14 protein-coding genes, 1 tRNA gene and 1 pseudogene are annotated in these 13,803 nt (G+C 67.8%); 6 read left to right on the forward strand and 10 right to left on the reverse strand.

Going from position 1 to position 13,803, the window contains the following annotated elements:
* Window positions 1–52 precede the first annotated feature (52 nt).
* From RJT50_RS11295 to RJT50_RS11310, 4 genes are all read left to right on the forward strand, one after another.
* Complete coding sequence (locus RJT50_RS11295; protein ID WP_313691434.1) at window positions 53–649, forward strand: zinc ribbon domain-containing protein; 597 nt, start codon at window positions 53–55, stop codon at window positions 647–649.
* Between the two features lie 87 nt (window positions 650–736).
* Window positions 737–1,159 (forward strand): cobalamin B12-binding domain-containing protein, encoded by a 423-nt coding sequence (locus tag RJT50_RS11300; protein ID WP_313691435.1) that lies wholly within the window; start codon window positions 737–739, stop codon window positions 1,157–1,159.
* The gene (meaB, locus tag RJT50_RS11305) at window positions 1,156–2,310 is read left to right on the forward strand and encodes a methylmalonyl Co-A mutase-associated GTPase MeaB (protein WP_313691436.1); all 1,155 of its coding nucleotides are present in this window, start codon (window positions 1,156–1,158) and stop codon (window positions 2,308–2,310) included. Before RJT50_RS11300 ends, meaB begins: the two co-directional genes overlap by 4 nt.
* A gap of 755 nt (window positions 2,311–3,065) precedes the next feature.
* Window positions 3,066–4,031, forward strand: coding sequence for an alpha/beta fold hydrolase (locus RJT50_RS11310; RefSeq protein WP_313691437.1), 966 nt, complete (start codon window positions 3,066–3,068; stop codon window positions 4,029–4,031).
* Window positions 4,032–4,100: 69 nt separating this feature from the next.
* Here the strand turns inward: RJT50_RS11310 and RJT50_RS11315 are convergent, their stop codons facing one another.
* From RJT50_RS11315 to RJT50_RS11345, 7 genes are all read right to left on the reverse strand, one after another.
* Entirely contained in the window at window positions 4,101–4,514 is a 414-nt protein-coding gene (locus tag RJT50_RS11315) for a Zn-ribbon domain-containing OB-fold protein (protein WP_313691439.1), read from the reverse strand.
* A complete protein-coding gene (locus RJT50_RS11320; RefSeq protein ID WP_313691441.1) occupies window positions 4,511–5,677 on the reverse strand; it encodes a thiolase domain-containing protein in 1,167 nt (388 codons plus the stop codon). Before RJT50_RS11320 ends, RJT50_RS11315 begins: the two co-directional genes overlap by 4 nt.
* 201 nt (window positions 5,678–5,878) lie before the next feature.
* Window positions 5,879–6,085, reverse strand: coding sequence for a hypothetical protein (locus RJT50_RS11325; protein WP_313691442.1), 207 nt, complete (start codon window positions 6,083–6,085; stop codon window positions 5,879–5,881).
* Between the two features lie 140 nt (window positions 6,086–6,225).
* Window positions 6,226–6,756: a 50S ribosomal protein L16 gene (locus RJT50_RS11330; RefSeq protein ID WP_313691443.1), complete on the reverse strand. Its 531-nt coding sequence runs from the start codon at window positions 6,754–6,756 to the stop codon at window positions 6,226–6,228.
* 105 nt (window positions 6,757–6,861) lie between these two features.
* The gene (gene nucS, locus RJT50_RS11335) at window positions 6,862–7,716 is read right to left on the reverse strand and encodes an endonuclease NucS (protein ID WP_313691444.1); all 855 of its coding nucleotides are present in this window, start codon (window positions 7,714–7,716) and stop codon (window positions 6,862–6,864) included.
* A gap of 214 nt (window positions 7,717–7,930) precedes the next feature.
* Complete coding sequence (locus RJT50_RS11340; protein WP_313691445.1) at window positions 7,931–8,125, reverse strand: cold-shock protein; 195 nt, start codon at window positions 8,123–8,125, stop codon at window positions 7,931–7,933.
* 212 nt (window positions 8,126–8,337) lie between these two features.
* Window positions 8,338–8,532, reverse strand: coding sequence for a cold-shock protein (locus RJT50_RS11345; protein ID WP_313691446.1), 195 nt, complete (start codon window positions 8,530–8,532; stop codon window positions 8,338–8,340).
* Window positions 8,533–9,141: 609 nt separating this feature from the next.
* Here RJT50_RS11345 and RJT50_RS11350 point away from each other — a divergent pair.
* Window positions 9,142–10,512, forward strand: coding sequence for a DUF4397 domain-containing protein (locus RJT50_RS11350; protein ID WP_313691447.1), 1,371 nt, complete (start codon window positions 9,142–9,144; stop codon window positions 10,510–10,512).
* A 96-nt stretch (window positions 10,513–10,608) separates the two neighbouring features.
* On the opposite strand, the pseudogene RJT50_RS11355 reads toward RJT50_RS11350, so the two are convergent.
* From RJT50_RS11355 to RJT50_RS11365, 3 genes and pseudogenes are all read right to left on the reverse strand, one after another.
* A pseudogene (locus RJT50_RS11355) lies at window positions 10,609–10,979 on the reverse strand (DoxX family protein).
* A 138-nt stretch (window positions 10,980–11,117) separates the two neighbouring features.
* Window positions 11,118–11,191, reverse strand: a tRNA-Phe gene (locus RJT50_RS11360).
* Between the two features lie 51 nt (window positions 11,192–11,242).
* Window positions 11,243–11,791: a hypothetical protein gene (locus RJT50_RS11365; protein WP_313691448.1), complete on the reverse strand. Its 549-nt coding sequence runs from the start codon at window positions 11,789–11,791 to the stop codon at window positions 11,243–11,245.
* Between the two features lie 376 nt (window positions 11,792–12,167).
* Here RJT50_RS11365 and RJT50_RS11370 point away from each other — a divergent pair, with 376 nt between their 5' ends.
* Window positions 12,168–13,181: a tyrosine-type recombinase/integrase gene (locus RJT50_RS11370; RefSeq protein WP_313691449.1), complete on the forward strand. Its 1,014-nt coding sequence runs from the start codon at window positions 12,168–12,170 to the stop codon at window positions 13,179–13,181.
* Window positions 13,182–13,803: the final 622 nt, after the last annotated feature.

Here is a 13,803-nt window from a genome sequence, read left to right on the forward strand (position 1 = left end):
CCAGCCGCCTGGCCCGGCATATTTATCCGACGGCTATCAGTAGCCGGATGCGATGTCCAACGACGACGATCCAGTCGAGACGGCCGAGGACGCGGGGTCGGGTGCCGGGTCCGGGACCGGGGCGGAACGGGAACCGGAGGCCGAAGGCGGAGCCGGGTCGGGATCGGAAGCCGAAGGCGGTGCCGAGCCGGGGTCGGAAGCCGGAGGCGGTGCCGAGCCGGGGTCGGAAGCCGGAGGCGAAGCCGAGTCGGGGTCCGAAGCCGGAGGCGTGGGGGAGACTGCACACGACGAGGTGTACTGTTCGAGCTGTGGCGAGCCGATCAAGCGCGATGCGGAAGTGTGTCCACACTGCGGCGTTCGCCAGCGGGGCGCGGGCGACTCCCCCGAGTTGAACCCGGGAATCTCCGCGATCGCCTCGCTCGTCATTCCGGGCGCCGGACAGCTCTACAACGGGCAGATGGGCCGCGGTGCCGTCGCGTTCCTCGGCGCCATCGTCGCGGACACGCTCATCACGGTGCTCGCGCTCCTGCTCACGTTCATCCTCATCGGACCGCTGTTCTTCTTTCTCATCCCGGTCGTCCACATCGGGATCGCCTACGACGCGTACAACCAGGCCGAGCGGATCAACGCGGGCGAGATCACCGTCTGAACCGGGTCGTCCGGCGGCGGCTCCCCGGCGTTTCCTCGAGTCCGAAAGTCCGTTAGAGTCAAACGCGACGCCTCCGATACTGCGCCCATGAGCACCCAGGAACAGGAGGAGCGGACCATCCGCTGTCTCATCGCCAAGGTCGGCCTCGACGGCCACGACCGCGGGGCCCACGTCATCTCCCGGGCGTTCCGCGACGCGGGCTTCGAGGTCATCTACTCGGGGCTCCACCGGGCGCCCGACGAGATCGTGCAGGCCGCCGTGCAGGAGGACGTCGACGTGCTCGGCATCTCGATCCTGTCGGGCGCACACAACACGCTCGTACCGAAGATCATCGCGGGACTCGAGGAGTACGACGCGTTCGAGGACACGCTGATCCTCGTCGGCGGCATCGTCCCCGACGACGACCGCGAGGAGCTGCTGGAGATGGGCGTCTCGGCCGTGTTCGGTCCCGGTACGCCGATGGAGGAGACGATCGAGTTCGTCCGGGAGAACGTCCACGACCGGACATGAACCGCGCCGAATCGGACGGCCAGTCGGCCGAGGGGTCGGACGCGGGGCGGGCGGGATCCGACGCCGGACGGGACGAGCCGGGCACCGGTCCCGACGGCTCCGGGACCGAGTCGGAACTCGTCGCCGACCTGCTGGAGGGCAAGCACCGGGCGCTCGCCCGCGTCATCTCCAAGATCGAGGACCGCTCGCCGGGCTATCGGGACATCGTCTCGGAGCTCCACCGGCACACCGGCGAGGCGGAGGTCATCGGCGTCACCGGCTCGCCCGGCGCCGGGAAGTCGACGCTCGTCGACAAGCTGGCGAAGACGTACCGCGACGACGGGCAGACGGTCGGCGTCATCGCCGTCGACCCGTCCTCGCCCTACACCGGCGGCGCGGTGCTGGGCGACCGCATCCGGATGGCCTCGAACGTCGGCGACATGGACGTGTTCTTCCGGTCGATGTCCGCCCGCGGCACGCTCGGCGGGCTCTCGACGGCCACCTCGGACGCCGTGAAGGCGCTCGACGCGTTCGGCAAGGACAAGGTGATCATCGAGACGGTCGGCGCGGGGCAGAACGAGGTCGACGTCGTCCGGACCGCGGACACGGTCTGCGTGCTCGTCCAGCCGGGGTCGGGCGACGATGTGCAGATGCTGAAGGCGGGCATCCTCGAGATCGGCGACGTGTTCGTCGTCAACAAGGCCGACATGGACGGCGCGTCGCGGACCGTCGCCGAACTGGAGGAGATGATCCACATGCGCGAGAGCCCGGCGAAGAACCTCGACACGGGCCACCACGGCCCGGTGGACGAGGCGGAGATGGCCGAGGTCGCCATCGACGACGCCGACGAGGAGGCGTGGGAACCCGACGTGATCGAGACGGTGGCGACCAGCGGCGACGGCATCGCGGACCTCGTCGAGGCGCTCGCGGCCCATCGCACCTGGCTGGAGGAGAGCGGCGCGCTCGCCGAGAAGGCCCGGACGCGCTACGCCGAGGAGATCAGACAGCTCCTCCGCTCGGACACCGGGCGGCTGCTCGAGGAGGAACTGGCCGAACGCGGCGGCGTGAACGCGCTCGCGGACCGGGTGCTGGAACGCGAAACCGATCCGTACTCCATCGCCGACGAGGTGATGGGTCCGATCGCCGATTGTGTTCGGGACCGGCGGGAGTAGCGAGGATATCGGTTCTTTTCGTGGATTTGTGGTATCAGTGGTGCTCGTTGGATTGCCCCTTTAGCCCTCAGTCCACGGGGCAGTTCGGTCGTCGTGGAGCACGTTTCGAAAGCCCCCGGCTGGCTACGCTCCCGCGGACCGCGCTGTGCTCCTCGGCTCGCTACGCTCGCCTGCGGTGCTCGTCTTATCTCGGAGCGAGCTCCTCGGAACTCACCCTCGCTGCGCTCGCGTGAGCCACGCACGAGCGGCCGCGCTTCGCTTGGCCGTTCACGAGACGCACTGCGTCTCGTGAGCTCACGAGAGCAAAGCTCTCGTGAACGCCGCGCGCCACACACCTCGTCCAGCAGAGCGGTCGGCGCGTGCCGGCGGGCCTCCGTGCCCGCCGGATGCGCGCGAGGGATGAGAGAGCGACGGCGAGCGCAGCGAGCCGAGCGAACGAATCGGCTGGGGAGGCATGTGGTTGCCATGCTGTGCGGTGGGTGGGACTGAAAGGGGCCGCGGCTGTCGACGACGGCGCGGACCGACAAGCACCGCAAGAGGGAGGCCGGAGGCCGACTGATGAGGAGCGCAGCGGCCGCACCGAGTCGACAGCCGCGGGGGCTTTCGAGGCAGTCGAAGCACCGAACGAGTCACTGCCCGCACAGTGAGCCTCAGCTACTTTCGAGACAGTCGAATCGACGACCGACTCAGCCAACTAACGAACAACCCATCGAATCGCCGCCCGAACTAAGTCTCTCGCGGCCGAATACCACCCCATGAGCCTCCGTTCGAAACTCTCGACCGCCGCGAAACTTACCCTGCTGGGCGCGGGCGCGACCGTGGCGACGACCCGAACGCTGCGCCGGCGCGCGGGCGAACTGGAGCCGCCGCTCACCGGCCGGCAGGGGGAGTTCCGCTGGCGCGGGATCGACGTCGCCTACACCGAGGCGGGCGATCCCGCCGACGAGACGGTCGTGCTGTTCCACGGGATCAGCGCCGCGGGCACCGCCGGCGAGTGGCGCGAGGCGTTCCCGCTGCTGGCCGAGGAGTACCACGTCGTCGCGCCCGACCTCCCGGGGTTCGGCTGTTCCGACCGGCCGCCGCTGCGCTACTCCGCCGCGCTGTACGAGGACTTCGTCCGGGACTTCCTGGCGGAGTTCGAGACGCCCCGCGTCGTCGCCTCCTCGCTGACCGGGGCGTACGTCGCCGCGGTGGCGGGCGACTCCGACCTGACGGACCTGACGCTGGTCTGTCCGACCGCCACGGCGGGGCCGGAATCGCCGAAGCCGTGGCTCCGGTCGCTCGTCCGCGCGCCGGTGCTGGGCGAGGCCGCCTTCGGCCTCCTCACGACGAAGGCGTCGATCCGCTACTTCAACGCCGACCACGGCTACTGGGACCCCGACGCGGTCGACCGTGAGTGGACCGACTACGAGTGGCGGACGGCCCACCAGCGGAACGCGCGCTTCGCCCCCGCCGCGTTCGTCGCGGGCGAACTCAACAGCGAGATCGATCTGGGCGCGGCGCTCGCCGACCTCGACGTCCCCGTGACCGTCATCTGGGGGCGGGAGGCGGACCTGCCGCCGCTCTCGGAGGGGCGCGCCCTCGCCGAACGAGCCGACGCGGAACTGGTCGTCTTCGACGACGCGATGGTGCTCCCGCACGTCGAGTTCCCGCGCGAGTTCGCCGCGACGGTCGCGGGTGATCGCCCCGAAACTGGGACTCACATTCATCCGAGCGAGTGAATCGACCGGAGAGGGACCGGACCCGCTAGCGGGAGCGACGAGCCGGAGAGCAGAACTGGATCGAACCGATCAGGCGGGACGGAACACGACCAGCGGGTCGCCGCCCGGTCCGTCGAGTTCGACGTCGGGAGCCACGGCGTCGCCGATGGCGACCGCCTCGGGCTCGACGTCGCGCAGGACGCCGGTGAGCCGGACCGGACCGAAGTCGACGACCGCCGAGACGTACGGCGCCTCGTCGGCGAAGGCGGGCGCGGCGACGTGGACCTCCGAGAACGTCGCCACGGTCCCGGCCGGCGGCAGGTCGACCCGCGACAGGTCGGTGTCGCCACACTCCGGGCAGACGCGACGCGGCGGGAGCGACCCGTGGCCGTTCGGGCACTCGAGATGGAAGCCGCCTTCGGCGAGCCCGGCGATCCACTCGTCGTAGCCGCCTTCCCGTGGTTCCGCCGTGGCCGTGTCGGGCCCGTCGGCGTCGTCCGTCATTCCGCCACCTCCAGGACGTGGACGACGGCGCTGGCGACCGTGCCGCCCGCGTTGTGGGTCAACCCGACAGTGGCGTCCGGCACGGCGTCGCTGTTCGGGTGGTCCCCCCGCAGGATGCGGGTCAGCTCGGCCATCTGTGACCCGCCGGTCGCGCCGACCGGGTGCCCCTTCGCCTTCAGCCCGCCGGAGAGGTTCACGGGGAGGCGGCCGTCCCGCGTCGTCTCGCCGCGCCGGGCCGCGCCGACCCCCTCGCCGGGTTCGTAGAAACCGAGCGCCTCGAGCGCGGCCACCTCGGCGATGGTGAAACAGTCGTGGACCTCGGCGACGTCGACGTCGCCCGGAGTCACGCCGGCGTCGTCGTAGGCCTCGTCGGCCGCGTCGGCCGCGGCCGGGGTCCGAGCCACGTCCGCGCGGTCCTGGAGCGCTGCGCGGTCGCCGCCCTGTCCGGTGCCGGTGACCGCGACGGGCGCCTCGAGGTCGTGCTCGGCGGCGTACTCGTCCGAGACGAGCACGAGCGCCGACGCGCCGTCGGTGATGGGACAGGCGTCGAGCAGGCCGAGCGGCGAGGCGACCGTCGGCGCGTCCAGCGCCTCCTCGACGCTGATCTCGCGCTGGTACTGGGCGAACTCGTTGTTCACGGCGTTCGCGTGGTTCTTCGAGGCGACGTGCGCGAGGTCCTCGCGGTCGCCGCCGTACTCGTCGAAGTAGGCGCGGGCCATCAGCGCGTACGCGCCGGGGAACGTGACGCCGGCCCGGACCTCGAACAGTTCGTCCGCCGCGACCGCGAGCGACTCGGTCACGTCGGCCGTCGAGAGGTTCGTCATCCGCTCCATCCCGCCGGCCAGCAGCACGTCGGCCTCGCCGGACCTGACCGCCCGGACCGCCTCGCGGATGGCGACCCCTGCGGACGCGCAGGCCTCCTCGTACCGGGTGCCGGCACACTGCAGGCCGGCGGCCTCGACCATCAAGGGGGCCTGGTGGCCCTGGCGCTCGGCGAACGCGCCCATGAAGTTGCCGTAGTTGAGGTGTTCGACGTCGTGGGGGTCGACGTCCGCGTCGGCGAGCGCGGCGAGCGATGCCTCGGCGAACAGGTCCCTGCCCTCGCGTCCCTCGTGACTGCCGAACGGGGTGAGACCGACGCCGGCGATTCGGACTCCAGTCATGGATGAACTAGCGGCTGGCCCGGCTAAAGGCCTGCCGGAGTCGACACCGCTCGCGCCGATTTTCGCTGGATCCGTACTCGGATCCGGATACCCGTTTTTCCGCGGTGGGGCCGCCTCCGGTGCCCGACGATCGCTCCCGGCCGAACGTACCGGCCCTTCTCGGATCGGACACTCCGCTCGTCCGGACGGTGGACCGACCTCTCAGGTGAGTCCCGTGCCGCCGATGAACAGAAACAGCACTCCCAACCCCCGATACAGTCGGACGGGCGCGTCGGATCCGTCAGGTCGGCCGGGGGAGGAACGACGGAGGAACTCGAACCCGAACCCGTGAACCCTTCCCGGCAGGAACACGTAGACGAGGCCGAGGATTACGGCAGTGACGTATCCGATCTGCCACAGAGTGCTCATGTTTCGTGTTCGAACGGTGCTGGTATATCCGTAACGGACGGGACGCGTCCAGCCGTCGGCCGAACCCGGAGGAGCCGATAACTGACTTCCGCACGACTACCCGGCACGAACTGCCGTCGAAAACCGCAGGAAAACCCGAACTACCGGACGAGCAGGTCCTCGCCGCGCTCGACGACGATGCTGCACGGCGGCGACATCTTGTTGTACGCGCGACGGAACGCCTCCTTCACCGCGTCGGCGTCCTCGGGTTCCACGTAGGCCGTGAACACCGCCTCGTTCACGCTGATGCGGGCGGCGGTGCCCACGGGCTTGCCGAACGACTGGCGCATGCCGTCGGAGACGCGGTCCGCGCCGGCGCCGGTCGCCTGCTTGTTCTCCCGGAGCACCTGGTGGGGGAACTTGCGGAGCACCATCTTGTACCCCTCCTCGCCGATCTCGGTGAGGAGGTGGCGGTTCGCCGAGAGGCGCGCGGACTCGAGCGAGCCGTGGCGGATCTGCACGTCCTCGTCGACACACAGCGAGATCTGGACCGGGTAGTCCTCGGGGCCGGTCTTCAGGTTCCCCATGTTGTGCTGTGCGATCTTCGAACCCGGAATCCCGGTGATGTACTCCCGTCGCGTGTAGGACGGTTTCTCGATCTTCCGGTACATCGAGGCGGGTTTGTCTGACATGGTTACTTGGCCGGAACGACGGCGCTCCCGCGAATAAAGCCTTCGAACCGCGGTCCGGAATGTGCCGCCCCGACACGGCGTCTCACGGCCGTCCCGCCCCGCCGGTCACTCGTCGCACTCGGCGTTCCCGTCGGTCCGGCCCCGACCGGCGGTTCCGTCGGCCTCGCCGGAGTCGACGTTTCCGTCCCCGGCCGCATCCCGGACTCCGTCGCCGGCCGCGTCACCTGTCGATCCGTCGCCGGGGACGAGTCGTTCCACGGCGACGAAGTCGAGTCCCTCCTCCGCGAGCAGTTCGGCCGCACGGTCGGTGACGGAGGGCGCGACGAGCACGCCCTCGACCGGGGTTCCGTCCGGTTCCTCCCGCTCGATGGCGCTCACGTAGCGGGCGAGTTGCCCGACGGCGTCGGGGCCGACGCGCCGCCGCTTCAGTTCGACCACGAGCGGGGTGCCGTCCTCGTCGGTCCCGAACACGTCGATTGGTCCGGCGTCGGTCTCCCGTTCGGTCGCCAGGGGTTCGAACCCGTCGGCGACGAGGTCCGGCCGCTCGAGCACCCGGGCCTTCAGGTCTGCCTCGCTCCCGGTCACCTCGACGCTCCGGCCTCCCGTGACCGCGTACGCGGCGAGATGTTCGACCGCCGAGAACCGGACCTCGAGCCGCTCCGAGGGGCTGGTCCGCACGCAGTTCACCCGGAGCGTCCCGTCCCGGACGGCCGCCCGGTGTTCGCTTCCCGGCGGCTGCCAGTTCACGGGCGTCCGGCCCTCGTCGGTGTGGACCAGCGCGGTACCGTCCGGTTTGAGCACGAGCAGTCGAGCGCCGGGGCCGAGCGAGGACGCGGCCCGGCCGTCGTATTCGACGGTACACTCGCCGAACACGGACACCGTGTCGCCCCGCCGGAACGCCGCTTCCAGCTCCCAGAGCGTCTCGCGGTGGCTCGGCCGGTGGAGGCTGACGACGCTCACTCGCTCCACCACCCGGGAGGACGCGGCCGATGCCACCGACGGTTCCGATTCACTGTCCGGGGGTTCGCGCTCGGGGGCGAAAAGCGGCGCGTTTGCGGGACCGTCGGGTTCGCCGCGGCCGAACGGCGTCGCCGCCGGGTCGACTGGCTACCCGCCGTTCGGCGTTGGCTCGAAAGAAGTGGTTCTCGGTGCCCGGTGGGGCGTCGGTGCCGAGTTACAGGCGCTCGAGGTTCGTCGCGCGGGGGCCCTTGGGGGCCTGCTCGATCTCGAACTCGACCTCCTGGCCCTCCTCGAGGTCCGGGCCGCCGATGTCTTCCATGTGGAAGAACACGTCGTCGTCCGCGTCTTCGGTGCTGATGAATCCGTAACCGCCGGTGTCGTTGAAGAAGTCGACCTCTCCACTTGCCATACCGGCCAGAGTCGCCCGGAGTGTTTAACCCTTCCGAGATGTCGTTCCCGCGACGGCTCGGGCCGGATCGATGGCCGATCGAAGGTCGATCAGGGGTCGCCGGGCGTATCACGGCCGACGGTGAGACTGGGCGTCGAGGAGCCGAGCGCTGATGGGGTGGGACTCGTCGAAAAACGCGGTGTCCGCCGATCGCCGTGTGGCGACGGGGTTCTTTACAGGCGCTCGAGGTTCGTGGCGCGCGGGCCCTTGGGGGCCTGCTCGATGTCGAACTCGACTTCCTGTCCTTCTTCGAGGTCGTCGCCGCCGATGTCTTCCATGTGGAAGAACACGTCGTCGTCAGCGTCCTCAGTCGAAATGAAACCGTAACCGCCCGTGTCGTTGAAGAAATCAACCTTGCCTTTCGCCATTGCGTCCGTTCTGAACCTGTCTGAACGGATAAAACTTGGTATCTCGTTCGGACCGGCGCGCCGCGGCCGGACGAACCGGAGCGAGCGCCGCGGAACGCGATCGAACGTGATCCCTGTCGCGGGGCGGAGCCGCTCGTATGGGCCCTCGACCGCGGTCGGACGCTGTCCGCGCGGGTCCCGGCCCGCCGTCGATTTTCACTCGTGGCTCGGTCCGGAGTCGGTCGGGTCCGTCGTCCGAATCGGGGGTGCCGCAGGTACGATCACCGTACGTGTGGACGCCGGTCCGCGGACGTGATCCGGGGGACGTCCGTCCCGGCTTGCGGTGGGATCACCATACCAGGCCGTAACTAACCGTTAGGTCGGCGTTCTACGCGGATGCTAAACATGACAGATTGGAAACTATCATCGTGGCGAACTCGGACGGTCGGCGGAGTGAACAACGAAACGGCGTCGATCCGGTACGGTCGCGTTTCATCGCTGAAGCGACCAATAACGAAACCGTCCCGAGTCGATGTCCGGAACGCGATGCTCGAATCTCACACCACGCGGAGACGAGTCGTACAGGGCGCCGGCGTCATCGGCGTCGCAGGTCTCGCCGGGGGGTCAGTCGTGACCGCCCAGGAGGGCGGCGGGGACGACGGCGGCGATCAGGCGGCGATCCGGGTGGCCCACGCGTCGCCGGACGCGCCGAACGTCGACGTCACGCTCTCCCCGGCAGGCGGCGCGACCGGGGGAGGCGTGGGAACCGGGAACGACACTGCCGGCGCGGACGGCGGGAACGAGACGGAGGGGACACCGGCGGGCGACGGGGAGGCCGCCGGCGTCGAACTGACGGGCCTCGGGTTCGGTGAGGTGAGTTCCTACGCCGAGGTCGCCCCCGACACGTATCAGGTCCGGATCGCCACCGCCGAGGCGGGACTGCTCGGCGGGATCCTGGGCGATCTCTTCGGCGGCGACGACGCCGAGGACGGGACGGTCGTGTACGACGGCGAGATCGAGGTCGACGCGGGAACGACGTACACCGCCGTGGCCTTCGGTCAGGTCTCCGAGGGGCCGGCGTCGACGGACACCGGGATGGCCAACGAGACGGCGACGGGGAACGAGACCGGAGACGGCGTCGGCAACGAGACCGGAGACGGCGTCGGCAACGAGACCGACACCGGGGCCGAGGGGACGGACGAGCCGGGATCCACGATGGAGGGCTTCCGCGTCGAGGTCCTCGAGGACGACCTCTCCGCGCCCGCCGAGGGAGCGGCGCGGGTGCGCGTCTTCCACGCCGTGCCCGACGCGGGCCCGGTCAGCATCTCCGCTGCCGGCGGCGGCGACGCGGACGGCGCGGGGGCCGGTAACGAAACCGAAGCCGCTGGGATGGGCAACGAAACGGACGTCGGCGGAACCGACAACGAAACCGACGGGGTGGGGACGGAAACGGGGACCGAATCGGCGACGGGTGGTGAAGCCGGCGGCCAGACGCTCGTGGAGGAACTGGAGTACGGCGCAACCGAGACGTTCGAGGCCCCGGCCGGCGACTACACGGTACAGATCAGCCCGACCGGCGGGATGACGGGCGACGGCATGGGCGGCGACGACGCCGCGGTCGGCAACGAAACCGACGCCGGCGACGACGCTGGCGAGGAGGCCACGGGTCCGATCGAAGCCGACGTCACCCTGGAGGCCGGGACGGTGTACAGCGGGTTCGCGATGGGCTATCTCGATCCCGAGGCCGCCGACGTCGGCGGGATGGCCGGCAACGAAACGGCCGGCGACGCGGGCAACGAAACCGATGCCGGCGTGGGCACCGAGACGGGCAACGAAACCGGCGTCGGAAACGAGACGGACGGCGCGGGGACCGACGGAACGGGCCAGGACGGCGAGCTTCCCGGGTTCCAACTGGTCGTCGTCCAGACCTCGCAGGACGGCGAGCGCTCCGAGGGCGGCACGGACGGACTGCTCAGCGTCGGGGCGGTGTTCGGCGCGTAGTCGGGCCGTCGAACGTGGCCCGAGCGACCGGGCGAACGCACCGGTCGCCGGACCCACGCGACGATTTTTCACTGCGGGTCTCACGCCCGGTCGGAGTCAGTCGGTCTCGTCCGGCATCGGGTGGGTGTACCACCACGCCCAGCAGGGCAGGACGCCCTGGAGCGGGAGGCGCGCCCACGTCGCCGCGTCGGGAGGTTCCCTGGCCCAGCCGGGGACCCCCGCGATCGACACGTCGCCGGTCGCCATGTGGACGTTCGCCGGGAAGACGGCGAGCAGCAGCAGCACGAGCCCCCAGGCCGAGTGCCGTCGCGTCCGTGGAACAAGCACGCCGACGCCGAGGAGGATTTCTGCGACTCCGGAGAGGTGACGAGCTCGACCGGCCGCGGGAACGCGGGCGGGACGACCTGGGCGTACACCCGCGGCGCGACGAAGTGCATCAGGCCGGCGAGCACGTAGAAGGCACCCATGACGTACAGGAGCGGTCCCTTGTACCGGGCGAGGCGGCCGTCGGTCGCGTGGGTCACTCACCTAGGTGTCGAGGTGACGGGGGAAAGCTGTATCCCCGTCCGGTCGTTCGCTCGGCTCACGACGGTGAATTCGGAAAATGCCGCCTCCCCGATTTGAACGGGGGACAGCTCGATCTTCAGTCGAGTGCTCTCCCAGTCTGAGCTAAGGCGGCCCGTTCGAATCGACTCCGGCGACCGGAAAAAGGGTTTCGAAACGCCCGCCGTCAGGCGACCTGCCGGCGCTCACTGAACGTGAGCGTCACGTCCTCCGACCGGACGGTCGTCCGGATGGTGACCCAGCCGTCGTTCTGCCGGACCCGGTATCCCTCGGCGTACGTGAGCTTGACGCGCTTGGTCGCCGTCGTGGTCGCCCCGGCGTCCATCTCCCCGACGTCCTCCTTGCCCTGCCAGATCCGGTCTCCCGAGTCGGTGCTGTTCCCGGCGAACATGCGCACGTACACGGTGATGCCGGTCGCGGTCTCCTCCCGGTTGTTCGTCAGTTCGACGGTGACGTCGCGGCACGTCCGCCCGCACGTCTCGGTGTCGGTCACCTGGAAGTAGTACGCCGGGAGGCTCTGGCCCGAGCCATCGCCGCTCCCGCCGGCACCGCCGCTCCCCCCGCTCTCGACCGGCGTCCCGGTCGGGAACTCGCCCAGGTCCTCGCTGTCGCCGCTCGGTGCGAACGGCCCGACGCCGACGAAGAACGCCGCCGCGGCTCCGACCGCCACCAGCAACACCACGACGGCGACTGCTGCGACTCGTTTCCCGTTCATCGCCGTCTCCCCCACCTGTGGTCCCGCATCGCCGCCGCGTTTGTAACGGGGGGTGAAAGCTCTGATGACCGCCTCGCTGACGCTTCCCGACCGAACGTTCGGTCGAGACCACGCCGTCTCGGAAACGGCCGTCCGAACCCCGATCAGTTCAGACCCGTTCATCCGCCTCGCAGCCGTCCTCGCTCCTCGCTACGCTCGTCGCGGTGGCGTCGGCAGAAGTGGCTTCGGGCGGAGTTGAACCGCGGAACCGCGAGGCGGTTCCTATGGTATCCCCGCTTCCCGTGGGGAAGGCGGGGAACCACCGATCTCTTCAGAGCATCTGTAACGTCGTGCCTCCCCATGCAGGAGCGTGGCGTGCCGCACTCAGGAGCCAATAATGTCCGAACTGCAATCGATGAACCCTGAGGAAGCGGTAGAAATGTACATTGAAACACGCAAAGGCGACACGGCAGACGCCACAGTACAGAAGCACAGGTACAGGCTACAGAAGTTCCTTGAGTGGTGTGGAGAAGCAGATGTAGACGATACCACGCAATTGAACGGAAGGAACCTCCACAAATTCCGTCTCTGGCGGAAGGAGGACGGTGAACTGGCGAAGGTATCCCTCCGTAGCCAACTCAGCAGCATTCGAACATTCATCCGTTTCTGCGAGAATGTAGACGCTGTAGAGCAGGACCTGCACAAGAAGATAGAGTTACCAGATGTTTCGCCTGAGGAGAGTAGTCGTGATACAGTCCTTGAGCCTGAACGTGCCGAGAAGATTCAGACCTTCTTACAGCGATTCCGCTATGCAACCCGTGAACATGCACTGTTTGAATTGCTCTGGCGGACGGGGGTCCGAATTGGAACAGCACGATCTCTTGATCTTGAGGACTTTGAGGAGGAAGAGGAACGTCTGAGGATAAGACACCGTGCTGAGTCAGGCACCCCGCTAAAGAACGCGGAACGGGCTGAGCGGTACATTGCGATAAGTACCGACCTGACGGCTATACTCTCGGATTGGATCGCACAGAATCGGCCTGAGGTGACCGATGACCACGGACGGGAACCGCTATTCGCTTCATCCCGTGGAAGGTGCTCAAAGAGTACCCTGCGTCGTACAGTCTATCGCGTTTCTCAGCCCTGCTATTATGGAGACAGTTGCCCGCACGACCGCGAGCCGTCTGACTGTGCTGCAGAGGGCTACGCGGGCGGACAGAAGTGTCCGAGCAGTGTTGACCCCCACACGATTAGGAGGGGGGCTATCACGCACTTCCTATCCGAAGACGTGCCTGAGAAAGTCGTGAGTGACCGTATGAATGTGAGCGGAAAGGTCCTTGAACGACATTACGACAAACGATCTGAAGAGCGCAAGACCGAGCAGAGGCGACAATTTCTCAGTAACGTATAGTCTTCAAGCGTTTCTACTGTGATTTCTCTTCTTGTCTCTCGCGCAAGACATGGCCGTCTGCCTGCAGAGTAGCGCTGGCTGGGGGTGAACGCGTTTATCACTGCACGCCACACCCCATCTCTGAGCGGGATGGGATATAGTATTAGATTCTTTATAAGATCACACGTATTATACATTTAGTGTGGGGAGACGTATACAGAAGGACGCAGACCGATTATTCGGTAAATAGGCACTTCAACGCCTCTAACCGCTAATCGGTCTATTAGCGTCTATCTCTTTATAAGGCTCACTCGCACTACATATTCACCTGTAGAGGTGGCAAGATTATGGCAAATCGTGAGACTACGGTACGAGTTTCTGAGGCAGAGCTTGATGAACTGAAGGCGGTGAAAGAAGTGATGTGGGGGCGTCACGCGGACGACGTTGCTCACGGAGCGGTGATTTCAGAACTGTGTGAGCGGTTCCTGGCAGACGACTAATTGCTGACTTTCTATGGTAACTAAGCAAAGCGGCGGGCGAACGCTGTGGGTTGAACAGGACGATCCGACAGACACGGGGGTAGAAATTGACGCTGACTATTGCCGTGTAGATACGCGAGACGAACCTGCGACTGACGCGTATG

The organism is Halobaculum sp. XH14, assembly GCF_032116555.1.
GTDB lineage: Archaea > Halobacteriota > Halobacteria > Halobacteriales > Haloferacaceae > Halorarum > Halorarum halobium.

Excerpts from the sequence above, each read along its gene's own strand:
- RJT50_RS11320 (WP_313691441.1), bottom strand. The coding sequence starts at position 5,677 with ATGACTGGAGTCCGAATCGCCGGCGTCGGTCTCACCCCGTTCGGCAGT.
- RJT50_RS11295 (WP_313691434.1), top strand. The coding sequence starts at position 53 with ATGTCCAACGACGACGATCCAGTCGAGACGGCCGAGGACGCGGGGTCG.
- RJT50_RS11340 (WP_313691445.1), bottom strand. The coding sequence starts at position 8,125 with ATGGCAAGTGGAGAGGTCGACTTCTTCAACGACACCGGCGGTTACGGA.
- RJT50_RS11365 (WP_313691448.1), bottom strand. The coding sequence starts at position 11,791 with ATGAACGGGAAACGAGTCGCAGCAGTCGCCGTCGTGGTGTTGCTGGTG.
- RJT50_RS11310 (WP_313691437.1), top strand. The coding sequence starts at position 3,066 with ATGAGCCTCCGTTCGAAACTCTCGACCGCCGCGAAACTTACCCTGCTG.
- RJT50_RS11330 (WP_313691443.1), bottom strand. The coding sequence starts at position 6,756 with ATGTCAGACAAACCCGCCTCGATGTACCGGAAGATCGAGAAACCGTCC.
- RJT50_RS11325 (WP_313691442.1), bottom strand. The coding sequence starts at position 6,085 with ATGAGCACTCTGTGGCAGATCGGATACGTCACTGCCGTAATCCTCGGC.
- RJT50_RS11300 (WP_313691435.1), top strand. The coding sequence starts at position 737 with ATGAGCACCCAGGAACAGGAGGAGCGGACCATCCGCTGTCTCATCGCC.
- meaB (WP_313691436.1), top strand. The coding sequence starts at position 1,156 with ATGAACCGCGCCGAATCGGACGGCCAGTCGGCCGAGGGGTCGGACGCG.
- RJT50_RS11315 (WP_313691439.1), bottom strand. The coding sequence starts at position 4,514 with ATGACGGACGACGCCGACGGGCCCGACACGGCCACGGCGGAACCACGG.
- RJT50_RS11345 (WP_313691446.1), bottom strand. The coding sequence starts at position 8,532 with ATGGCGAAAGGCAAGGTTGATTTCTTCAACGACACGGGCGGTTACGGT.
- RJT50_RS11370 (WP_313691449.1), top strand. The coding sequence starts at position 12,168 with ATGTCCGAACTGCAATCGATGAACCCTGAGGAAGCGGTAGAAATGTAC.